Origin of the sequence: Xanthobacter cornucopiae (assembly GCF_043195065.2) — a bacterium.
Taxonomy (GTDB): domain Bacteria; phylum Pseudomonadota; class Alphaproteobacteria; order Rhizobiales; family Xanthobacteraceae; genus Xanthobacter.
The window spans coordinates 1,320,494-1,342,174 of record NZ_CM195531.1 but is presented as its reverse complement, the minus strand read 5'-3'; the positions used below and the strand labels follow the sequence as shown (position 1 = coordinate 1,342,174).

Sequence of the window (21,681 nt, the reverse complement as noted above, 5' to 3'; positions counted from 1 at the left end):
GACCGAAATGAACGAGATGCCCCGATCCCGATCCGCCTTCGGTACTCCCGTTGCCCAGAGCAGCGAAGGCCATGACGAGCCCGCCCTTCCGGTTGCCCAGCTGCGTGACATCACAGTCGCGCGCCGCACCGGCTGTCCGTTCCATGACGTGCGCGAGATGCTGCGCGAAGTGGGGTTGCGCCCGACCCGCCAGCGCCTGGCGCTGGGCTGGCTGCTGTTCGCCAAGGGCGACCGGCATGTGACCGCCGAAATCCTGCACGAGGAGGCCATCAAGGCCCGTTTCCCCGTGTCTCTGGCCACTGTCTACAACACGCTGCACCAATTCACGGAAGCCAGCCTGCTGCGGGAAGTGGCGGTGGATGGGTCGAAGACCTATTTCGACACCAACTCGTCCGATCACCACCATTTCTATCTGGAAGGCCAGAACGATCTGGTCGACATCCCCGCGAGCGACGTGACGGTGAACCTGCTGCCGGAGCCTCCCGAGGGCTATGAGGTGGCGCGCGTCGACGTGGTCGTGCGCCTGCGCCGCAAGAGTCATCGCGCCTCCTGACAGGGGCGGCGCGCTCCTCTCTGACTGCGCATCAACCGCGGCACCCCTTCGTGTGCCGCGGTTGTTTAAGAAACGCGTGCCAAGGTGCCCTCGGGGATGAGGGGCAGCTGGGCACGCGTTTTTTTGAATGGGACGCCAGGATCAGCCCGGTAGGAGCTGGTTCGCCGCTGATCGTGCGATACGATCGGCGGGATCGGCGACCACGCGGGAGCCTCTCGCCTCAGACTTCCCGCAGCGGCTTTTCCAGAACCGCCAGCACGCGCGCCAGTTCATGGCCGCGCTTCAGGATCAGGCCGGTTTGCGACACCACCGAATAGGCACCCTGGCGCCGCGCCAGGCGTGGATCCTTTTCGATGCGATACAACGGCACGTCCAGGGCGCGACGGAAGATGGAAAAGATTGCCTTGTCGCGGGTGAAGTCGATCGCATAATCGCGCCATTCACCGAGCGCCACCATCCGTCCGTAGAGATCGAGGATGCGATCCAGTTCCCTGCGATCGAAGGTTACCTGCACCGCGAGAGCGGGCGTGCGCATTCCCCCTCTTTGATCGGCAAGGGGGTCCGTCCCTTTGAGGGCCGCGCTTATGGGCTCGATGTCTCCCATCGCCTTTCCTTCCGCAAGGGTGCGTGCGCCGCAGCATGTCCAATGCAGCCATGATCGCTGCCCAGGCCAGCCCGTTCAAGCTTCTTCTATAGCCGGCGCGAGAGGCTGAGTGGTGCCATAGTAGCATTAAGCGTGATCACGCCAACGTTAGCTGAATCACAGTGTCGCCGAATTTCGGCCCATCGCTTGCCGTGGCGCGGAGGGATAGTCCTTCTCGTAGCAGGGCCGGTTCGTGAAGCGCTCCGGTCTATCCCAGCCCCCCAGCCCCCCGGGGTGCATCCGAACCGGCCACTGCTGCGCATCGACTTCAGACCCCCAAGTTCAAGCCGCCCATCCGGGCGGCTTCTTTTTTGCCCCAGCGGCAGACGGACGGCCGCTTTCCAGCGGAACGGCGTCATGCGGCTTCGGCGGTCGGGAGCGTTGAGTCGGCGTGCCGGCGTTATTCCAGGGACAGAAGCGCGGCGCCGAGGATCGGGCCGGGGGCGGTCGCGGTACCGGCTTGAAGCAGGATCGCGACGGAATCAGCTTCGTCGAGGCTGAGGTCGCTCAGCTTCACACGATGGCGCTGGCTGGATCCGGTCCAGGGGCCGATCTTGACCCAGCCACGCACTACGTTGGCATAGGTCATGCTACGACCGGTGTTCTCGCCGCGGCCGATGGTCACCGATTTGGTGCTTGCCACCGGACAGGCCCAAAGCTCGGCGCCTTCCGGCGGAAGGGACGAGTCCGGGATCTCGATCTCCAGCAGGTTGCCGTTCTGCCGGACCGTGAGGGGGACGGTCAGGGATCGCCCGCCGCTGGGGTCACCCATGATGGCGCGCTGCAACGCCGCGCGATCACTGCCCTTCACGGCATGGACACCGTCCACCACCGCCTGGGGCGTGAACACCTTGTGATCCGCCCGCCGTTCGGCATAGGCCTTCTGGCGCACGGAGTGGCCGTGCAGCGCGAGTGTGTCCTTCCAGCCGATATAGTCCCAATAGTCCACCGGCATGGTGAGGGCGATGATCTGCGGGTCCTTGGCCAGTTCCTGCAGCAATGAATCCGCCGGCGGGCAGGAGGCACACCCCTGGCTCGTGAACAGCTCGACCACCGCTTTGGGCTGGCTCTGCGCGGCGGCGGGCAGGGCGACGAGCGTGAGGGCGAAAGCGAGCGCAGCGCGGGAGAATATCATCTTCGCAATGGTCGATGCTGAAAGGAAGCTGCTTCCGGGATAGCCGACATGGTGCGCCGCGACCAGTCACAAAGGGGTGTCACCACCTGGGGGTGTCACCGCCTGTATGGGCTTGAAGGCCAGAGCCGTCCGTCGGCCGGCCCAAAAAAAGCCGGCCCGGATCGCTCCGGGCCGGCCATGTTGGTTGAAGCTGACGTCAGGCCGCGAGCGAGCGCAGCACGTACGGCAGGATGCCGCCGTTGCGGAAATAATCGAGCTCATCCAGCGTATCGATACGGCAGATGAGGTCGACGCTCTTCACGGTGCCGTCGGCGAACTTGATCTCGGCGGTGAGGATCTGGCGGGGCTTCAGGTCGCCCTCGATGCCCTTCAGGGTGACGATCTCGTCGCCCTTGATGCCGAGGGTCTGCCAGCTCTCGCCGTCCTTGAACACCAGCGGCACGATGCCCATGCCCACCAGGTTCGAGCGGTGGATGCGCTCGAAGGACTGGGCGATCACGGCGCGCACGCCGAGCAGCTTGGTGCCCTTGGCCGCCCAGTCACGGGACGAGCCGGTGCCGTATTCCTTGCCGGCGAACACCACCAGCGGGACGCCCTCCGCCTTGTACTTCATGGCCGCATCGTAGATGGCCAGCTGCTCGCCGTCGGGATAATGGACGGTGACACCGCCTTCCACGCCCGGCACGATCTGGTTCTTGATGCGGATGTTGGCGAAGGTGCCGCGCATCATGATCTCATGATTGCCGCGACGGGTGCCGTACTGGTTGAAATCGACCGGGCGAACCTGGTGCTCGATCAGGTACTTGCCGGCCGGCGAAGCCTGCTTGATGGAGCCGGCGGGCGAGATGTGGTCGGTGGTGATGGAATCGAGGAACAGGCCGAGGATGCGGGCATCGATGATGTCCTTGACCGCCTCCGGCTCCTTCTGCAGGCCCACGAAATAGGGCGGGTTCTGCACATAGGTCGAGGCATCCTGCCAAGCATAGGTCTGGCCGGTGGGAACCTCAATCTTCTGCCAGTTCTCGTCGCCCTTGAAGACGTCCGAATACTTCTCCTTGAACATCTTGCGGGTGATGTTCTCGCGGATGTAGTCGTTGATCTCCTTGTTGGACGGCCAGATGTCCTTCAGGAACACCGGCTTGCCGTCCTTGTCCGTGCCGAGCGGCTCGGTGGTCAGGTCGATCTGGAGGGAGCCGGCGAGGGCGTAGGCCACCACCAGCGGCGGGGAGGCGAGGTAGTTCGCCTTCACGTCGGGGTTCACGCGCCCCTCGAAGTTGCGGTTGCCGGAGATGACGGCGCCGGCCACGAGGTCGTTCTTATTGATCGCCTCGGAGATGGCTTCCGGCAGCGGGCCCGAATTGCCGATGCAGGTGGTGCAGCCGAAGCCCACCAGGTTGAAGCCGATGGCGTCGAGGTCTTCCTGCAGGCCGGAGGCCTTCAGGTAGCCTTCCACCACCTGCGAGCCCGGCGCCAGCGAGGTCTTGACCCACGGCTTGGACTTCAGCCCCTTCTTCACCGCCGCCTTGGCGAGCAGGCCGGCGGCGATCAGGACCGAGGGGTTGGAGGTGTTGGTGCAGGAGGTGATGGCGGCGATCACCACGTCGCCATGGCCCACCGAATAGTCGGTGCCGGCCACCGGCACGCGCTTGTCCGCCTCGCCGGGCTTCTTGAACTCACCTTCGAGAGAGGTCAGGAAGCCGCTCTTGGTGTCGGACAGCAGCACGCGGTCCTGGGGACGCTTGGGACCGGCCAGCGACGGCAGCACGCTGTCGAGGTCGAGCTCAAGCGTGTCGGTGAACACCGGATCGGGGGTGTCCTTCTTGCGCCACATGCCCTGGGCCTTGGAGTACTTCTCCACCAGCTTCACGCGGCTGTCCTTGCGGGCGGTCTCTTCCAGATAGGCGATGGTCTCGCCGTCCACGGGGAAGAAGCCGCAGGTCGCGCCGTACTCGGGGGCCATGTTGGCGATGGTGGCGCGGTCGGCGAGGGACAGGTGGTCAAGGCCCGGGCCGTAGAACTCCACGAACTTGCCCACCACGCCCTTCTTGCGGAGCATCTGGGTGACCGTGAGCACAAGGTCGGTGGCGGTGATGCCTTCCTTCAGCTTGCCATCGAGCTTGAAGCCGATGACCTCGGGGATCAGCATGGAGATGGGCTGGCCGAGCATGGCCGCCTCGGCCTCGATGCCACCCACGCCCCAGCCGAGCACGCCCAGGCCGTTCACCATGGTGGTGTGCGAGTCGGTGCCCACCAGTGTGTCTGGGTATGCAACAACCACCTTCTTGCCGTCGATCTTCTCGTCGCGGGTCCAGACGGTCTGGGCGAGGTATTCGACGTTCACCTGGTGGCAGATGCCGGTGCCGGGCGGGACGACGCGGAAGTTGTCGAACGCGTTCTGGCCCCACTTCAGGAAGCGATAGCGCTCCTGGTTCTGCTTGTATTCCTCGTCCACATTCTTCTTCAGCGCGCTGTCGGAGCCGAAGTAGTTGACGATCACCGAGTGGTCGATGACGAGGTCGACGGGCACCAGCGGGTTGATCTTGGCCGGGTCGCCGCCGAGGGCCACCATGGCGTCGCGCATGGCGGCAAGGTCCACCACGGCCGGCACGCCGGTGAAATCCTGCATCAGCACGCGCGCGGGACGATAGGCGATTTCCTTTTCCGCCTTGCCCTTGTTGTTCAGCCAGTCGGCGACCGAGAGGATGTCGTCCTTGGTGACCGAGCGGCCGTCTTCGAACCGCAGCAGGTTCTCCAGCAGCACCTTCATGGAGAAGGGCAGGCGGGACACGCCCTCAAGCCCGTTCTTCTCCGCGGCTTCAAGGCTGTAATAGACGTACTCGTGGTCGTCCACCTTCAGGGTGGTGCGGCACTTGAAGCTGTCGAGGGATGTCACGGCGCGTTCTCTCCGTTGCAATGACGATCAACGCCAAAAATCACAGGTGGTCGGAGCGGCACCCCACCACCTCGAAAGGTGCGGTTCGGCGGCTTTATAGAGCCATTTCAAAGCGCGGTCATGCGCTAAGAACAGGGAATTCGCAATGCATCCAAAGCAGGGGTCATGACAGTTTTTTCCATAGCCGCCCTCGCTGGCCAAAAACTGAGCTGCCGCCGCGGATTCAAGCTGCTTTTCGAGCAGCTTGACGTTTCCGCCCGTTCCGGCCGGGCGCTGGTGGTGACCGGCCCGAACGGGGCCGGAAAATCATCTCTTCTGCGGATCCTGGCCGGCCTCCTGGCGCCCACGGCCGGACAGGTGAGGCTGGAGGGGGCCGCCGCCGACTCCAGCCTGCGGGAGCATCTGCATTATCTCGGCCATGACGATGCCGTGAAGGGGGCGCTCACCGTCCGCGCCAACCTCGCGTTCTGGCGCCAGGTCCTCGGCCCCACCGGCCTTGGGGTGGAGGACGCGCTGGAGGAGGTGGGGCTGGGCGGGCTGGGCGGGCTCAAGGCGTCAGTGCTGTCGGCCGGACAGAAGCGGCGCCTCGCCATCGCCCGCCTGCTGGTCTCGCGGCGGCCGGCCTGGGTGCTGGATGAGCCCACCACGGCGCTGGACGCGCGGGCCCAGGCCCGCTTTGCGGCGTTCGGCCGGGCGCATCTGGCGGCCGGCGGGGTGCTGGTGGCCGCCACCCATGCGCCCCTCGATCTCGGCGAAAGCGATGAGTTGCAGCTGTCCGGGCGCGCCCTGCTCGCCACCGAAGCGGAGTTCGAGTCATGATGAACGCCTTCTTCGCCGTGGTGCGGCGCGATCTCGCCCTGTCCGTGGGGTCCGGCGGCGGTGCCGGTCTCGGCGTGGTGTTCTTCCTGTCGGTCGTCACGGTGGTGCCGTTCGCGGTGGGGCCGGACCTGGTGCTGCTGGCGCGCATCGGCCCGGCGATTCTGTGGATCGGCGCGCTCCTCGCCAGCCTGATCGGCCTGGAACGGCTGTTCTCGGCCGATGCGGAGGACGGCTCCCTGGATGCGCTCACGCTTTCGACGCTGCCCCTGGAACTGACCGCCGCCGCCAAGGGCCTTGCCCACTGGATCGCCACCGGCCTGCCGCTGGTGGTGGCGGCGCCGGCGCTGGCGCTGATGCTGAACCTGGAGCCGGCCGCCATCGGCGCCGTGGTGCTGACGCTGCTGGTGGGCACGCCCGCGGTCACCTTCCTCGGCCTCATCGGCGCCGCGTTTGCCGGTGCCTTTCGGCGCGGCGGGCTGCTGATCGCGGTGCTGGTGATTCCGCTCGCCATTCCGGTGCTGATCTTCGCCGTGGCCGCCACCACCTCCGCCGTCACCGGCCCGGTGCCGTTCGGCACGCCATTCCGCGTGCTGCTGGGGCTGGCCCTGTTCGCCGTGGTGCTGGGGCCGGTCGCGGCCGCGGCGGCCCTGCGGGCGGCGCGCGGCTGAGCGCCCCAGGCTCAGGGCAGGGGGTCCGCCTGCGCCGCCGGCTCCGCCGCCGCCAGCTCCGCTTGCAGTGCTGACAGGTGCTGACGGGCCGCCTCGGTGGCGGCCTGCTCGATAGCTCGGTATCTCGTTACCACGGCGAGACCCAGCGGGGTGAGTGCGGTGCCGCCGCCATGCTTGCCGCCGGTGCGCGCCGAAACCAGCGGGGAGGGGAAGAGGCCGTTCATCTCCTCCACCAGCTCCCAGGCGCGGCGATAGGACATGCTCATGGCGCGTCCGGCGGCGGAGATGGAGCCGAAGGCGGCGATCTTCTCCAGCAGCTCGATCTTTCCCGGCCCGATGCGGCTGCCCGGTTTCAGGTCAATTCTCACACTCAGCGAAGCCATCGTGCCTTCCCGCCCGGCGCGGCCTGCCATCCGTGGCCGACCCGCGCGGAACCACTCTAACAAATGCGGACACACCTTGTCGCTATTCCCTTGCACATATAACGTGGGCGGGCAGGCAGAGGGAATGGCGGTCATGTTCGTGCGGCAGTTGCAATATCTCGTGGCCGTCGCGCGCGAGGGGCACTTCGGGCGCGCCGCCGGAGTGTGCCAGGTTTCCCAGCCCACCTTGTCGGCCGGCATTCGGCGGCTGGAGGAGGAACTGGGCCTGCCGCTGGTCATTCGCTCCCACCGTTTCCTGGGGCTGACCGACGAGGGCGTGCGGGTTTTGACATGGGCCCGGCGCATGGTGGCCGATTACGACGGGCTGCTTCAGGAATTGTCCGGCACCACGCAGGGCTTGTGCGGCCTGTTGCGCATCGGCGCGGTGGCCTCGGCGATGCCGGCGCTTTCCCCCCTGCTCAATGGCTTCTGCGCCCGCCATCCGAAGGTGCGGGTGCAAGTGCAGCCGCTCCGCGCCGGCCAGGTCCAGCGCAGCCTTGATGAGCGGGATTTGGACGCGGCCGTGACCCTCGGCGCCCTCGATCCGCTGAACCGGGTGCGGTCGGCGGCGCTTTATGAGGAACGCTACGTGTTCCTGGGCCGGTCACCGGCGGCCCACCGCGACGCCATCGCCTGGGCCGAGGCCGCCAATCATCCCCTGTGCCTGCTGACGCCCGATACCGAGACCCGGCGCATCGTCGATTCGGTGCTTGCCACCCTCGGCCTGTCCTCTCAACCCCGGCTGGAGGTGGGGGATTTCCCGGCGGTGTGGTCGCAGGTGCGGGGCGGCGGATGGTGCTCCATCGTGCCCCACAGCTATGTCGAGGCGATTGATCTCCCGGCGGGCCTGGCCGCCCGGCCCCTGGTGGAGCCGGACCGGCGCTCCGCCGTCAGCCTTGTCATTCCCGATCGCGATCCCCCCGCCCCCCTGGCGGCGGCGCTGCTGCGCCATGCCCAGCCGCGCGCCGAGCCCGCCGCCGCGCCCGCCGACCTGCACCGGCACGAACCCGCCTGAAACGAACGCCGGAGCCTTCTCGCGCTGCGGCGGCCGGCCGGCGATGCCGACCGCGTGCCCAGCTCGCATCCGCCGGGGGCCTTACGCCGGGTCCGGGCTCCGCCGGCCATCGCCCACCCCATGACGGCTTCGCAGCAGCTGCCGCCTGGCTTCTCGATCAAAGCGAAGCCGGGCGCAGTTGCCTGCGCCCGGCTTCTTTCTCGTCGAGTACTCCCACCACGGAGTCGGGGGACGCGGCACGCGCGGTGGCGTGCCGCAGAAGAAGAATGCCGCGCGGCCTTCCCGCGCGCCGCGATGCGAGGCGCCAGCCTCCAACACCTGCTTTGCCGCCTGAATTGAAGCATGTGGCGTGGGCGGAAAGGCCGGCGGCGCTCCCCGCCGTGCCGAGGGCTTCGATCTGCGGCGCGTCGAGCGCGAAGGACACTTCGAAGCCATCGGGCATCGACAGGGTAAGAATGAGCTTGCGCGGGTCGCTGGATTGCCCGACGCGGACCGTGTCGGCCGGATCGGCCATGCGCAGGGCCTCGCCCCTGTGGCGCGCCCGCAAGGCTTCCGCCATCATGCGCGGCAGCGTCATCACCCGGGTCTGGAGGCACTCGCTCGGCAGGCTCGGGGCGCATGCGGCGCCATCGGCCGCCCCATCATAGCTCACCAGATCCTGGCCGATGATCTCGACAAGCGCCATGTGATCCTCGCCGTGGTCCTCACCGCCGATCCCGGCCACCGGGCGAGCCAGTGCAGATCGCATGACGCTATATTCAATTAGATATAGCGTTGGTCAAGGGGGCGGAGCCGCAATTCGTCGCGTCCCCGCCCTGCGACCGCGAGGGCAGGGGCGGGCGGCTTCCCTCCGCCGCCGAGGCGCACTAGAACGCTTCTCATGGCCATTCTCGATCTTGCCAATCCGGTTCGCTTCCTGAGCTTCTCGGCCCGCCTGCTGCCCTATCTGGCGGCGGCGACCGTGCTGGTGCTGGCCGTGGGCTTCTGGCTCGCCTTCCGCGCCCCACCGGACTACCAGCAGGGCGAGACCGTCAAGATCATGTACATCCATGTGCCGTTCGCGTGGCTCGGCCTGTTTGGCTACAGCCTGATGGCGCTGTCCTCCATCGGCATCCTGGTGTGGCGCCACCCGCTGGCGGATGTGGCCCACAAGGCGGCGGCGCCCATCGGCGCCACCTTCACCGCCCTGTGCCTCATCACCGGGGCCCTGTGGGGGCGGCCCATGTGGGGCACCTATTGGGTGTGGGATGCGCGGCTCACTTCCATGCTGGTGCTGCTGCTGCTCTATCTCGGCCTGATGGCCCTGCGCGCCGCCATCGAGGACCCCAACCGCGCCGGCCGCGCCGCCGCCGTGCTCACCCTGGTGGGCTTCATCAATGTTCCCATCGTCAAGTTCTCGGTGGATTGGTGGAACACCCTGCACCAGCCGGCCTCGGTGTTCCGCATGGGCGGCTCCACCATCGAGTCGAGTCTTTTGTGGCCGCTCCTGAGCTGTGCCCTCGGCTTCACGCTGCTGTTCGTCACGCTCCACATGCTCGGCATGCGCACCGAGATCCTGCACCGCCGGGTGCAGGCGCTGGAGGCGCGCGCCGCCGCCGAGGCCCTGGCCTAGGACCGCCCATGAGCCACTTTCTCTTCATCGCCGCCTCCTATGGGGTCTCAGTCCTGGGGCTCGGCCTTCTCACGGCGTGGATGGTCCTGTCCTATCGGCGGCAACAACGCATCCTGGCCGAGCTGGACGCCCGCGGCATTCGCCGGCGCCCCCGCGCCGCGGCGGACGCGGGTGCGCCGACCCAGCCGGCGGCGAGGGCGAAATGAGCGACACCCCCCCCGATTCCCGTCCTGTCGCCCGGCAGCAGCGCCGCCGGCCATGGCTGGTGGCGCTGCCGCTGGTGCTGTTCCTGGCGCTTGCGGCCCTCTTCTTCTCGCGGCTGGAAACCGGGGGCGATCCCTCGCGGGTGCCGTCGGCCCTGGTGGGGCGCCCGGCGCCGGCCGTGGCGCTGGAGCCTTTGGCCGGCCTGACCCGGGCCGGCGTGCCGGTGCCTGGCTTCGACGTGGCGGAGCTGAGGGGCAAGCCGACATTGGTGAATGTCTGGGCATCCTGGTGCGCCCCGTGCCGGGAGGAACATCCGCTCCTGATGCAGCTCGCGGCCGATCCGCGCCTGCGCCTCGTTGGCTTGAACTACAAGGACGCGCCGGACAATGCGCGCCGTTTCCTGGGGCAGTATGGCCTGCCTTACGCCGCGGTCGGCGTGGACCCGAGGGGGCGCGCCGCCATCGACTGGGGCGTCTACGGGGTGCCAGAAACCTTCGTGCTCGATCGCGATGGGCTCATCGTCCATAAATTCGTCGGGCCACTGACGCCGGAGGTGGTGCGGAACACGCTGTTGCCTCTCGTCACCAAGCTTTCCGCGCCGGCCCCGTGACGGCGGCCCCGCGGCGGGCCATATTGACCTGATGTTCTCCACGGAAGAAATCGAACGCTACGCCCGCCATATCGTCCTGCGCGACGTGGGCGGGCCGGGGCAGCAGAAGCTCAAGGCGGCGAGCGTGCTGGTGGTGGGAGCCGGCGGCCTCGGCGCGCCGGTTCTGCTCTATCTCGCGGCGGCGGGCGTGGGCCGGCTGATCCTGGTGGAGGACGACGTCGTCTCCCTCTCCAACCTGCAGCGGCAGGTCATCCACCGCACCGGGGACATCGGCCGCCCCAAGGTGGACAGCGCCCGGGAAACCCTCACCGCGCTCAATCCCCACGTGGCGGTGGAGGCGCATGCCGTGCGCATCGATGCCCATAACGCCCTCGACCTCATCGCCCGGGCCGACGTGGTGGTGGATGGGTCGGACAATTTCGCCACTCGCTATCTCGTTTCCGACGCCTGCGTGCTGGCGCGCAAGCCGCTGGTCACGGCGGCCCTGGGCACCTTCGATGCCACCGTGACCACCCTGCGCACCCATGAGCGGGGGCCGGATGGGGCGCCGAACCCGACCTATCGCTGCCTGTTTCCCGAACCGCCGCCCCCCGGCCTCGTACCCGCCTGTGCCGAGGCGGGGGTGATCGGGGCGCTGGCGGGCGTCGCCGGCTCCATTGCCGCCCTGGAAGCGATCCGCGTCATCGTCGGCTTCGGCCAGGGCCTGGTGGGCCGGCTGCTGATGATCGACGCCGCCGACATGCGGTTCGAGACGCTCTCCTATGCGTGGGATCCCGAGAACCCCCTGACCGGGGAACAGCCGAGCATCACTGATCTCTCGGCGCATCGCCAGGGGGACTGACCGCCGGTGCGGCGCTACGTCAACCGACGCTGGAACGGGGGCCTGGACGCAAGCAGGACCGCCGCCATTCAGACGCTCTCGCGCTGTGCGAGAAGATGGACGCAAGTAATTGAATTTAAAATAAATTATTAGCCACCCTCAAACTTAACGTGAAGGATGAGCTTCGCCTGAAGGCGTTCGTGATCCGCCTTCAGGGGCGAACGTCGTCTGCGGCGCCCCGAGGCCGTGGACCGAGGCCGCACAATGAGCAAGGCCCGCGAACGTCGGTTCGCGGGCCTTGTGCCTCAGAGGTCCGTGGGGGCACCGGTGCCGGGCGCGGGATCCCCCTCACACCAGCCGCGGAGATCGTTTCGGGTCGGCTCGCGTCACTGCCCCTTGCGCGCGGTGGCGGCAAAGCGCACCGCCTCTTCACCGGCGCGGAACAAGGCCTTGGCCTTGTTCACACATTCCTGTTGCTCGCTGTCCGGAACCGAATCATAGACGATGCCGGCGCCGGCCTGCACATACATGCGCCCGTCCTTCACCACGGCGGTGCGCAGCACGATGCAGGTGTCCATTTCGCCATTGGCGCCGAAATAGCCGATGGCACCGGCATAGATGCCGCGCGCATCCTTCTCCAGCTCATCGATGATCTGCATGGCCCGCACCTTCGGCGCCCCGGAGACGGTGCCCGCCGGAAAGCCGGCCGCCAGCACGTCGAGGGCATCGAACCGTGGATCGAGCTCGCCTTCCACGTTGGAGACGATGTGCATGACCTGGCTGTAGCGTTCGATGAAGAAGCTGTCGGTGACCGTGACGGAGCCGATCCGCGAGACCCGCCCCACATCGTTGCGGCCGAGGTCCAGCAGCATGAGATGCTCGGACCGCTCCTTGGGATCGGCCAGCAGCTCACTGGCCAGGGCTTCGTCCTCGGTGGGGGAGGCGCCGCGCCGCCGGGTACCGGCGATGGGGCGGATGGTGACCTTGCCGTCACGCAGGCGCACCAGGATTTCCGGGCTGGAGCACACCACCGAGAAGCCGGCGAAGTTGAGATACACCAGGAACGGCGCCGGGTTGACCCGCCGCAGGGCGCGATAGAGGGCGAAGGGCGGCAGCGTGAAGGGACTCTCGAACCGCTGCGACAGCACGACCTGGAAGATGTCGCCGGCGCGGATGTACTCCTTCGCCTTCTCGACCATGGCGACATACTCCGCCGCCGTGGTGTTGGAGCTGGCCGCCACCTTGCCATGGAACGGTTCCGGGGCGGGATGGGCCACGGCGCTGTCGAGGGCGCTCACCACGCTCTCCAGCCGCTCGAGGGCGGCTTCATAGGCCGCCTGGGGGGTGACGCCCGGCCGGGGCCGAACCGGAGTGACCGCGGTCAGCTCGTCCTTCACCGAATCGAACACCACCATCAGGGTGGGCCGGATCAGCAGCGCGTCGGGCACGCCGATGATGTTGGGCTTGGCGGCAGGCAGGCGCTCCATCTGCCGCACCATGTCATAGCCGAGGTAGCCGAACACGCCTGCCGCCATGGGCGGAGCCCCCGGCGGCAGGTCGATGGCGGATTCCGCCAGCAATGCCCGCAGCGCCTGCAAGGGCGCCTCGGGGCAGGGGGCGAAGGCATCGGCATCGAAGTCGGGCGCGCGGTTGATCTCCGCCAGGTCGCCGCGCACGCGGAACAGCAGATCAGGCTTGAAGCCGATCATGGAATAGCGCCCGCGCGCCTGCCCGCCCTCCACGGATTCGAGCAGGAAGGCATTGGGCAGGTCGCCGGCCAGCTTCAGGAAGGCCGAAACGGGAGTTTCCAGGTCCGCCACCAGGGTGGTGGAGACCACCTGCGCCTCCCCCTTCAGGTAGCGGGCGGCGAACAGGGCAAAGTCGGACGGTGCGTTCATGGGTACCGCCGCCTCAGTTGGTCTGCGCGCCGACCGACTGGCCGTACACCCGCTCGTTGATGTGGACGCCGATCTGTTTCTGCAGGGCACCGAGATACTGCAGCACGATGTCGTTCTCGATCTGCCGCGAGAGATCCTGCGCCACGCGGGCGTCCACCTCCGACGGCGGCGGCGCGATCACCTTGGTGACCTGGAACACGATGCGTCCGGGCGCGGCGGCGGCGGGCGTCTCGCCGAAGCCGCCGTCCTTGGCGTCGAACACGGCCTGAAGGCTCTCCGGCGAGAAGTTGCCGTCGGCCCGGCCACGCCGCAGCGCGTCCGCCACCTGGATTGGCAACTCCGCCTCGCCGGCAACCTGCGCCAGCGGCATGCCCGCTTCCGCCTTGGCGAGCAGGGCCTTGGCCTTCTCCCCCACCAGCTTGGCGGTCTCATCCTCGGTCCAGCGGGCCGTTACGGCCGCCTTCGCCTCCTCGAACGTACGCTCGCGGGAGGGTGTGACCGCGTTGGTCTCGTACCAGATGAAGCCGCCGTTCTGCGGCAGCTGCACCGTGTCCGTCTCCACGCCGGGGGCGGCGTTGAAGGCGCCGGAAATCACCTCGGTGCCGCCGGGCACCTCCACCGGCTCGCCCTTGGGGCCGCGGCCGGAGCGGTCCACGGCGTCGATGACCTGCAGCTTGAGGCCGAGTTTCTGCGCGGTCTCCGTCAGCGTGGCGCCGGAGGCGCGATCGTCTTCCACGGCGTCATGCTTGTCGAGGAGTTCGCGGCGAGCCTTGGCCAAGGCCAGCTCCTGCGCCAACTCGCCCTTCACCTCGTCGAATGGACGGGTGGAGCCCGGCTCGACCTTGCTCACATGCACCAGGGTCGTGCCGAATCGGCCAGCGACGCCACCGCTGGTGCCGCCCTCCGGCAGGCTGAAGGCGGCGTCTGCGACGGCCGGGTCGATGATGCTGGCCTTGGTCACAAGTCCAAGGTCGATGTCTTTCGCCGTCAGGCCGCGCGCGGTGGCGATGTCGTCGAAGCTGGTGCCGGCCTTGATCTTGTCCTCCGCCGCGATGGCGTCGTCGGCCTTCGTAAAGACGATCTGCTGCACCTGGCGGCGCTCGGGCACGCCGAAGCGGGAGACGTCGCGGTCATAAGCGGCGCGAAGCTCGGCGTCGGACACGGCGATGCCCCCGGCCAGCGTCTGCGGGGTGAGGGCCAGCACCGAGACCTTGCGGAACTCGGGCGCGCGGAACGCCACCTTGTGCGCGTCGAAATAGGCCTGGAGCTGCGCGTCGGTGGGGACGGGGAGGGTGCCGGCAGTGCCCGCCGTGACCAGGATGTAGGACACGTTGCGCAACTCGCCATCATAGCGGTGCAGCGCGTCGAGCAGGGCCTTGGGCGCGACGATGCCGTCGCCGAGGGCATCGATCACCTGCTCGCGCAGCGCCCGCTTCTTCTCGCTGGCCACGAAACGCTGCTCGGTGAGGCCGTTGGCGCGCAGAAGCTGGTCGAAATAGGCGGCGTCGAAGCTATCCGCGCCCGGCCGGCGGTAATTGGGATTGGCGGCGATGGCCTTGGCGATTTGGGCGTCGCCGATGGCCAGGCCCAGGCGCCGCGCCTCCTCGTCCAGGGTGGCGTCGGCGATCATCTGGTTCAGAATCTGCCGGTCGAGGCCGAACGCCCGCGCCTGCTCCGGGGTCAGGCCCTTGCCGGTGCTGCGGCCGATGCGCTGGATCTGCTCCAGGAACTGGTTGCGATAGTCCGCGGCGGCGATGTCGGTGCCGCCCACGGTGGCCACCGTGCTGGCCCCGAAGCCGCGGAACACATCGGCGATGCCCCAGACCACGAAGCTGAGCGTGAGCAGGAGAAGGAAGATCTTGGCGATCCAGCCGGAAGCACCCTTGCGGAGAGTCTGAAGTACCATCGTCCATTCGTTCGATAGGCGCTGGCGGGGCCGGCGCGGAGGCGGCGCATCATAGGGAGGGGCAGGGGGCCCCGCAACGGCGGTTCATCATGCAATTGCGCCCGTTTGCGGGCCTTTGCGCGCTCTGCTAGGTGACGATGCGCAAGACCGACCGTCAACAACAACATTTTCGGAGATGCCCATGTCCGCCGCCCGCCGTACCCTCATCGCCGGCAACTGGAAGATGAACGGCTTGCGCAGCGCCAAGAGCGAATTGCGGGGGATCGTGGCGGGCCTCGATCCGGCGCTGACCGCTCGGGCCGACCTGCTGGTGTGCCCGCCCGCCACGCTGCTCGCGAGCTTCGTCGCCGAGGTCGCCGGAAGCCCCATCCTGCTTGGCGGGCAGGATTGCCACTTCAACGCGGCCGGCGCCCATACCGGGGACATCTCCCCGGAAATGCTCAAGGATGCCGGCGCGGTGGCGGTCATCGTCGGTCATTCGGAGCGGCGTGCCGACCATGCCGAGGGTGACGCCATCGTCAACGCCAAGGTAAAGGCGGCGTGGCGCGCCGGCCTCCTGCCCGTGGTCTGCGTGGGCGAGACCCTGGCCGAGCGCGATGCGGGCGAGGCGAGCGCCGTGGTGACGCGGCAGATCCGCCAGTCCATTCCCGAGGGCGCGACCGCCGACAGCCTGGTCGTGGCCTATGAGCCGATCTGGGCCATCGGCACCGGCCGCACGCCTACCCCCGACGACGTGGCGCAGGTGCATGGCACCATTCGCCGGGTGCTCACGGAGCGATTCGGCGCCGAGGCTGCCGGTGTCCGCATCCTGTACGGCGGCTCGGTGAAGCCGGACAATGCCGCAACCCTGCTGGCGGTCGCCGACGTGGACGGCGCCCTGGTGGGCGGAGCGAGCCTGAAGGCCGCCGACTTCCTGGCCATCGCCCGCGCCATTCTGTGATGCGGGCCCTCCTCCCGGCCCGCGGCCGGGAGGAGGGGGACGCAATCAGAAGGTGACGAGGCCGATCAGCTGTTGCACCAGGCTCAGTTCGTCGCCGCTGGTGGGCGTGGTCTGCGACACGAAGTCGAACACCTTGCCGTCCTTCAGGCCGTATTGGGCGATGCGGGCGACGCGCTTGTTCTTGTCGAAATAGATGGCCAGGACCTTCTGTTCGGTGATCTCCGGCTTCAGGAACGCCACCTTGGTGGCGGTCTGCGAGATGTAATAGAACACCTCGCCATTCACCGTCGCCACGGTCGAGGGCGTGCCGAGCACCAGCAGCACCTGTTCCTGGCTCGATCCCACGGCGATCTGCTCCAGCGCGCCCTCGCTCAGCACGTAGCCGCGCTGATAGGTGCGCGTGACGCCCGAGAGCGACGAGCCGCTGCCGCCCACCACGTTGGAGCAGGCGGTGAGGGCGGTCGCGGCCAATACCAGCGTCAGCGCCGCGCCCGCTTTTCCGCCGCGCCGTTCACGGACCGCGTCAGCCCGCCGGTGCGGCGAGCGCCGCGCATTTCCGATGTGCCGTGTCACCACACGCATCCCCATAAGTTGACGCCCCCGGCGCGCGGCCGGACGCCCCCGCCCGATTGACATACCACACGAGCGCCAGCGCCCGTGCTATGCTTTTGCTTCCGGTCCCGCTCCCCGCCCGGGGGGTGTCCCGCGGCCCTTGCGCCTGCGCCACCGGCGCGTTACGCCGCTGGCGAGACTTTCCCCGCCCGAGAGCCGGGCCGCGCCATGGCGTCGGCCCGCCGATCCCTCAAGGACGCGATGTTCAAACTGTTTCGCTCCTCCAAGTCCCGCGAGACCATCGAGCGCCTGTATGGCGTGATCGTGGCACAGTCGCGGCGAGCGGGGTTCTATACCGACTTCGGCGTGCCGGATACGCTGGAGGGCCGGTTTGAAATGGTGCTTCTGCACACCATTCTGGTCTGCCACCGGCTGAAGGCGGGGAACGCGACCGAGCAGGCGGTGTCCCAGGGTGTCTTCGACGCCTTCGCCGCCGACATGGACCGCACCCTGCGCGAGATGGGCGTGGGCGATTTGTCGGTGCCGAAGAAGATGAAGAAGATCGGCGCCGCCTTCTATGGGCGCGCCGCCGCCTATGACGCGGCCCTGGCGGCCGACGACGACACGCTGCTTGTGGCCGCCCTGGCCCGCAATGTCCTGGAGGTGGATGTCGCCGCCCGCGGCGGGCACCCGCAGGCGCTTGCCGCTTATGTCCGCGCCATCGTGCGCCAATTGGCGGCAACCCCGTTCGACCGGCTGGCGCGCGGCACGCTCGACCTGCCGGCCCCCGAGGCCATGCGAGACTGAACCATGACCGATCATTTGCCCTTTTCCCAGTCCGTCAGCCTGGCCGAGGTGCCGCCCCACGGCCTCGACGTGCGCATCGCGCCAGCGGAAGCGGTGCGGGAGAGCCTCGCCAAGCATCTGGGAGTGCTGGCGGTGCCGAGCTTCGCAGCCAGGCTGCATGTGGCGCCCGAGGGACGGGACGGCCTGCGTGTGACCGGCACCCTGGAGGCCAGCGTGGTGCAGGTGTGCGGCGTCACCCTGGAGCCGTTCGAGGCGCCGGTGAAGGAAGTGGTGGACGTGCATTTCGTGCCGGCCGGAACTCCAGTGCCGCCGGAGGCCGAGGACGACGAGACCTATGAGCCGCCGGACGAGATCGACAACGGCAGCATCGACGTCGGCGCCCTGGCGATGGAATTCCTCGCGCTCGGCATCGATCCCTACCCGCGCAAACCCGGCGCCGTGTTCGAGCCGCCGGCGGAGGACCCGGCGGCGGCCTCCCCCTTCTCGGCGCTCGCGCGCCTCAAGGGCGACGACGACGCATGAGCGCCCTCGCATCTCGCGCCATCACCGCTCCCATTGCGCGCGAGATGCCTTGCCATGCGCCCGCGAGCCGCTATTGTCCGCCCGCCCGATGCGGCGGCGGGACCGGCCGCGCGGGATCCGTTCCCGACCGTCGTCATCCGTGCCGCATGAAGGTATGAAGGTGCAGAGACTCGGTCTCAGATCCACAGGCGCCTCCGCCGCGGCGGAGGTCGCGCTTCCGGCTGCGGCATCGCGGCACGCTCGAAATCAATGGGACTTGCTTTTTAGATGACCGCATCCGTCCGCATCGCTGTCGACGCCATGGGCGGCGACCATGGCCCGGAGACGGTTCTCGCCGGTGCGGAGATCTCCCTCGGCCGCCATCCCGACACAGCCTTCATCCTGTACGGCGACGAAGGCCGGTTGAAGCAGGTGCTCGCGCGCCACCCCAAGCTGGCGGCGGCCTCCCGCGTCGTCCACACCGAGGTGGTGGTGGGCATGGACGACAAACCGAGCCAGGCACTGCGGCGCGGCCGCTACAAGTCCACCATGTGGCGCGCCATCGACGCGGTGAAGCTCAAGGAGGCGGACGCCGCCGTTTCCGCCGGCAATACCGGCGCGCTCATGGCCATGGCCAATTTCAACCTGCGCACCATGCCGGGCATCAGCCGTCCGGCCATCGCCGGCATCTGGCCCACCCTGCGCGGTGAAAGCGTGGTGCTGGACGTGGGCGCCTCCATCGGCGCCACCTCCAAGAGCCTGGTGGAGATGGCGGTCATGGGCTCGGCCATGGCGCGGGTGCTGTTCGATCTCGAAAATCCCACCGTCGGCCTTCTCAACGTGGGGGTCGAGGAGATCAAGGGGGTCGAGGAGGTCAAGGAAGCCGCGCGCATCCTGCGCGAGGAAGGCTGGGGCGTGAACTATCACGGGTTCGTCGAGGGCAACGACATCGGCGCCGGCACCGTGGACGTGGTGGTGACCGAGGGCTTCGCCGGCAACATCGCCCTGAAGACCGCCGAGGGCACCGCCAAGCAGCTCGCCGCCTACCTGCGCGCGGCCATGGGCCGCAGCCTGCGCGCGCGCATCGGCTATCTGTTCGCGCGGGACGCGTTCCAGGCCCTGAAGGAAAAGATGGACCCGCGCCGTTCCAACGGCGGCGTGTTCCTGGGCCTCAACGGCATTGTCATCAAGAGCCACGGCGGCACCGACGCGGAAGGCTTCGCCTCCGCGGTGGATGTCGCCTACGACATGGTGCGCTACGAGCTTTTGGCGCGCATCGAGAAGAGTCTCGTCGGCCATGCGGCGCCCGCCGCGCCGGCGCGACAACCTGCGGGGGTGGAAGGTCAATCGTGAGCGGGATCAGGTCTGTCGCCCGGGGCATCGGCTCCTACCTGCCGGAGCGGGTCGTCACCAACGCCGAACTGTCGCAACGGATTGACACATCCGACGACTGGATCGTGCAGCGCACCGGCATTCACCAGCGCCATGTGGCGGCCGAGGGCGAGATGACCTCGGACCTCGCCCTGGTGGCGGCCCGCCGGGCCCTGAACGACGCGGGGTTCGCCCCCGGCGACATCGACCTCATCGTGCTGGCGACGGCGACCCCGGACCAGACCTTTCCGGCCACCGCGGTCACTGTCCAGGCCGAGCTTGGCATCACCCACGGCGCGGCATTCGACCTGCACGCGGTGTGCTCGGGCTTCGTGTTCGCGCTGGCGACGGCGGATGCGCATCTGAAGTCCGGTGCCTTCGAGCGGGCGCTGGTGATCGGCGCTGAGACCTTCTCCCGCATTCTCGACTGGGAGGATCGCGGCACCTGCGTTTTGTTCGGCGACGGTGCCGGTGCCATGGTACTGGAGGCGGTGCAGCAGGACGATGCGCGCGGCGCGGGCCTGCTCACCACCCACCTGCGCTCGGACGGGCGCCATCGCCGCAAGCTCTATGTGGATGGCGGGCCGTCCTCCACCGGCACCGTCGGCCATCTGCGGATGGAGGGGCGGGAGGTGTTCAAGCACGCGGTGGGCATGATCACGGACGTCATCACCGACGCCTTCGCCGCGACCGGCGAGAGCGCCGAGAGCATCGACTGGTTCGTGCCGCACCAGGCCAACCGCCGTATCATCGACGCCAGCGCGCTGAAGCTGGGCATCGCCGCCGAGAAGGTGGTGACCACGGTCGACCTGCACGGCAATACCTCTGCCGCATCCATTCCCTTGGCCTTGGACGTGGCCTGGCGGGACGGCCGGGTGCAGCGCGGCCAACTGGTGCTGCTGGAGGCCATGGGCGGCGGTTTCACCTGGGGGTCGGCGCTGCTGCGGTGGTAGCTATCTGGCGGGGCGGGCGGGTGAATTGCGTTGACCACGCCGTCGCCCGGCGTCTAGGCTTGAGCGGCATCCGGGCTCCCGCTGGCCGGGCGATGCGCAAGGGATTGCGCAGTGTCATCATCGTGAATCCGGGCTGGTTTGAAATCGGCGGGATTTGAGAGCCGGAGCCGTCACGCGCCGTCTTATGCTGCGGCGGCGGGCTCTCTTGGGGTCGGGGAAACATATGGCTGGTCGGACTGTGACGCGGGCGGATCTGTGTGAGGCCGTCTATCAGCAGGTTGGGCTTTCGCGCACCGAATCCGCCGCGCTGGTGGAGCAGGTGCTGAAGGAGATCGCCGATTGCCTGGCGCGGGGCGAGACCGTGAAGCTCTCCTCGTTCGGTTCGTTCGTCGTGCGGGAAAAAGGCGAGCGTATCGGGCGCAACCCCAAGACCGGGCAGGAGGTGCCCATCGAGCCACGCAAGGTGATGGTGTTCAAGCCCTCCTCCATCCTCAAGCATCGCATCAACGGCACCACCCCCGACGGTTCGGAAGAGGATTGATAACCTTACATTTCACCTCACCTTTCCGCGCTATGCCATTGCCGGTATGATTCCCCTGTTCCGCATGGGGTGGGCTTCGATTCGAAAGAAGCGAGGCTGCCGGGCGGGCCGGCAATAAGGTGAGGCAAGGTGGGCGACGCGCGCGAGACCGACAAGGATCCGGACGCCTTCCGGACCATCAGCGAGGTCGCCGAGGACCTCAATCTGCCGCAACATGTCCTGCGCTTCTGGGAAACCCGCTTTCCGCAGATCAAGCCGGTGAAGCGCGCCGGTGGCCGGCGCTTCTACCGGCCCGAGGACGTGGATCTGCTGCGCGGTATCCGGCAGCTGCTCTATCGTGAAGGCTACACTATCAAAGGCGTGCAGAAGATCCTGAAAGAGCAGGGGATTCGACATGTCCAGGACATCGGCGTCGAGCGCGACGTGGCGGTGATGCGGTCGGCCCCCGCCGAGCGGCCGCCAGCGTCGCAGGAGGGGGTCATCTTCGGCGGCCTGCTCGGCCTGCTGCCGCGCCGCCGCAAGGGCGCCGACGACGTCGCTCCGGGCGAGCTGCCGCGCGATGTCGAACTGCCGTTGCCGTTTCCCGATCCGGAGCTGGATCGCGATCTTGCCGCCGACCGAGGCGAGCCGGTCGCGCCCCTGCCCCCGCGTGGACAGACCCGCGAGCGCCGCCTGGCGGAGCGCCGGTTTGACGACGGGGTCTATGAAGAGCGCATCTATGAAGAGCGCGAATTCTCGCCCCCGCCCGCGCGCCATCGGGAGCCGCGGCTGACCGACGACGCCTGGCCGGCCCGCACGGAGCCCGATTTCGGCGCCGG

At 68.1% G+C, this 21,681-nt stretch carries 22 protein-coding genes and 1 pseudogene; 15 read left to right on the top strand and 8 right to left on the bottom strand.

Annotation, left to right across the window (positions count from 1 at the left end):
• Positions 1 to 16 precede the first annotated feature (16 nt).
• Positions 17 to 553: an iron response transcriptional regulator IrrA gene (irrA, locus tag V5F53_RS06020; RefSeq protein WP_393997227.1), complete on the top strand. Its 537-nt coding sequence runs from the start codon at positions 17 to 19 to the stop codon at positions 551 to 553.
• Positions 554 to 773: 220 nt separating this feature from the next.
• On the opposite strand, the gene V5F53_RS06015 is transcribed toward irrA, so the two are convergent.
• The 3 genes from V5F53_RS06015 to acnA all read right to left on the bottom strand — a co-directional run bounded on the left by V5F53_RS06015 (position 774) and on the right by acnA (position 5,224).
• Positions 774 to 1,088 carry a DUF2794 domain-containing protein gene (locus tag V5F53_RS06015; RefSeq protein ID WP_393997367.1) on the bottom strand — a complete coding sequence of 105 codons (315 nt, stop codon included), beginning with the start codon at positions 1,086 to 1,088 and terminating at the stop codon, positions 774 to 776.
• A 508-nt stretch (positions 1,089 to 1,596) separates the two neighbouring features.
• Entirely contained in the window at positions 1,597 to 2,331 is a 735-nt protein-coding gene (locus tag V5F53_RS06010) for a DUF1223 domain-containing protein (protein ID WP_393997228.1), read from the bottom strand.
• Positions 2,332 to 2,527: 196 nt separating this feature from the next.
• Positions 2,528 to 5,224 (bottom strand): aconitate hydratase AcnA, encoded by a 2,697-nt coding sequence (gene acnA, locus V5F53_RS06005; protein ID WP_393997229.1) that lies wholly within the window; start codon positions 5,222 to 5,224, stop codon positions 2,528 to 2,530.
• Positions 5,225 to 5,389: 165 nt separating this feature from the next.
• Here acnA and ccmA point away from each other — a divergent pair, with 165 nt between their 5' ends.
• Both ccmA and ccmB read left to right on the top strand, forming a co-directional pair.
• Positions 5,390 to 6,043 (top strand): heme ABC exporter ATP-binding protein CcmA, encoded by a 654-nt coding sequence (gene ccmA, locus V5F53_RS06000; protein WP_393997230.1) that lies wholly within the window; start codon positions 5,390 to 5,392, stop codon positions 6,041 to 6,043.
• The gene (ccmB, locus tag V5F53_RS05995; RefSeq protein ID WP_393997368.1) at positions 6,043 to 6,711 is read left to right on the top strand and encodes a heme exporter protein CcmB; all 669 of its coding nucleotides are present in this window, start codon (positions 6,043 to 6,045) and stop codon (positions 6,709 to 6,711) included. The genes ccmA and ccmB overlap by 1 nt, the downstream gene beginning before the upstream one ends.
• Positions 6,712 to 6,722: 11 nt before the next feature.
• Here the strand turns inward: ccmB and V5F53_RS05990 are convergent, their stop codons facing one another.
• On the bottom strand, positions 6,723 to 7,094 hold the full coding sequence (locus V5F53_RS05990; protein ID WP_393997231.1) for a winged helix-turn-helix domain-containing protein: 372 nt from the start codon (positions 7,092 to 7,094) through the stop codon (positions 6,723 to 6,725).
• A 124-nt stretch (positions 7,095 to 7,218) separates the two neighbouring features.
• On the opposite strand from V5F53_RS05990, the gene V5F53_RS05985 reads away from it, so the two are divergent.
• Positions 7,219 to 8,148, top strand: a complete 930-nt coding sequence (locus V5F53_RS05985) for a LysR family transcriptional regulator (protein WP_393997232.1) — start codon at positions 7,219 to 7,221, stop codon at positions 8,146 to 8,148.
• A 157-nt stretch (positions 8,149 to 8,305) separates the two neighbouring features.
• On the opposite strand, the gene V5F53_RS05980 is transcribed toward V5F53_RS05985, so the two are convergent.
• Positions 8,306 to 8,872, bottom strand: a complete 567-nt coding sequence (locus tag V5F53_RS05980) for a hypothetical protein (RefSeq protein ID WP_393997233.1) — start codon at positions 8,870 to 8,872, stop codon at positions 8,306 to 8,308.
• Between the two features lie 156 nt (positions 8,873 to 9,028).
• Between V5F53_RS05980 and V5F53_RS05975 the strand changes: the two genes are divergently transcribed.
• From V5F53_RS05975 to V5F53_RS05960, 4 genes are read left to right on the top strand one after another with little or no spacing between them, the layout of a single operon-like run.
• The gene (locus V5F53_RS05975) at positions 9,029 to 9,760 is read left to right on the top strand and encodes a heme ABC transporter permease (RefSeq protein WP_393997234.1); all 732 of its coding nucleotides are present in this window, start codon (positions 9,029 to 9,031) and stop codon (positions 9,758 to 9,760) included.
• A gap of 8 nt (positions 9,761 to 9,768) precedes the next feature.
• A complete protein-coding gene (gene ccmD / locus V5F53_RS05970) occupies positions 9,769 to 9,966 on the top strand; it encodes a heme exporter protein CcmD (RefSeq protein WP_393997235.1) in 198 nt (65 codons plus the stop codon).
• Positions 9,963 to 10,574: a DsbE family thiol:disulfide interchange protein gene (locus tag V5F53_RS05965; RefSeq protein WP_393997236.1), complete on the top strand. Its 612-nt coding sequence runs from the start codon at positions 9,963 to 9,965 to the stop codon at positions 10,572 to 10,574. The genes ccmD and V5F53_RS05965 overlap by 4 nt, the downstream gene beginning before the upstream one ends.
• 31 nt (positions 10,575 to 10,605) lie before the next feature.
• Positions 10,606 to 11,415, top strand: coding sequence for a HesA/MoeB/ThiF family protein (locus V5F53_RS05960; RefSeq protein WP_393997237.1), 810 nt, complete (start codon positions 10,606 to 10,608; stop codon positions 11,413 to 11,415).
• A 365-nt stretch (positions 11,416 to 11,780) separates the two neighbouring features.
• Here V5F53_RS05960 and trpE read toward each other — a convergent pair whose 3' ends face one another.
• A complete protein-coding gene (trpE, locus tag V5F53_RS05955; RefSeq protein ID WP_393997238.1) occupies positions 11,781 to 13,292 on the bottom strand; it encodes an anthranilate synthase component I in 1,512 nt (503 codons plus the stop codon).
• A gap of 13 nt (positions 13,293 to 13,305) precedes the next feature.
• Positions 13,306 to 15,198, bottom strand: coding sequence for a peptidylprolyl isomerase (locus tag V5F53_RS05950; RefSeq protein ID WP_393997239.1), 1,893 nt, complete (start codon positions 15,196 to 15,198; stop codon positions 13,306 to 13,308).
• Between the two features lie 181 nt (positions 15,199 to 15,379).
• On the opposite strand from V5F53_RS05950, the gene tpiA reads away from it, so the two are divergent.
• The gene (gene tpiA / locus V5F53_RS05945; protein ID WP_393997240.1) at positions 15,380 to 16,138 is read left to right on the top strand and encodes a triose-phosphate isomerase; all 759 of its coding nucleotides are present in this window, start codon (positions 15,380 to 15,382) and stop codon (positions 16,136 to 16,138) included.
• Between the two features lie 45 nt (positions 16,139 to 16,183).
• Here tpiA and V5F53_RS05940 read toward each other — a convergent pair whose 3' ends face one another.
• Complete coding sequence (locus V5F53_RS05940) at positions 16,184 to 16,720, bottom strand: outer membrane protein assembly factor BamE (protein ID WP_393997241.1); 537 nt, start codon at positions 16,718 to 16,720, stop codon at positions 16,184 to 16,186.
• 231 nt (positions 16,721 to 16,951) lie between these two features.
• On the opposite strand from V5F53_RS05940, the gene V5F53_RS05935 reads away from it, so the two are divergent.
• The 6 genes and pseudogenes from V5F53_RS05935 to V5F53_RS05910 form a co-directional block, all read left to right on the top strand.
• Positions 16,952 to 17,497: a ubiquinol-cytochrome C chaperone family protein gene (locus tag V5F53_RS05935; protein WP_393997242.1), complete on the top strand. Its 546-nt coding sequence runs from the start codon at positions 16,952 to 16,954 to the stop codon at positions 17,495 to 17,497.
• A 3-nt stretch (positions 17,498 to 17,500) separates the two neighbouring features.
• On the top strand, positions 17,501 to 18,019 hold the full coding sequence (locus tag V5F53_RS05930; RefSeq protein ID WP_393997243.1) for a YceD family protein: 519 nt from the start codon (positions 17,501 to 17,503) through the stop codon (positions 18,017 to 18,019).
• Between the two features lie 267 nt (positions 18,020 to 18,286).
• Positions 18,287 to 19,351: a phosphate acyltransferase PlsX gene (gene plsX, locus V5F53_RS05925; RefSeq protein ID WP_393997244.1), complete on the top strand. Its 1,065-nt coding sequence runs from the start codon at positions 18,287 to 18,289 to the stop codon at positions 19,349 to 19,351.
• Complete coding sequence (locus V5F53_RS05920) at positions 19,348 to 20,322, top strand: beta-ketoacyl-ACP synthase III (RefSeq protein WP_393997245.1); 975 nt, start codon at positions 19,348 to 19,350, stop codon at positions 20,320 to 20,322. Before plsX ends, V5F53_RS05920 begins: the two co-directional genes overlap by 4 nt.
• A gap of 223 nt (positions 20,323 to 20,545) precedes the next feature.
• Positions 20,546 to 20,863, top strand: coding sequence for an integration host factor subunit alpha (locus V5F53_RS05915; protein WP_393997246.1), 318 nt, complete (start codon positions 20,546 to 20,548; stop codon positions 20,861 to 20,863).
• A 129-nt stretch (positions 20,864 to 20,992) separates the two neighbouring features.
• A pseudogene (locus tag V5F53_RS05910) lies at positions 20,993 to 21,266 on the top strand (MerR family transcriptional regulator); the annotation flags it as partial.
• Between the last annotated feature and the right edge of the window lie 415 nt (positions 21,267 to 21,681).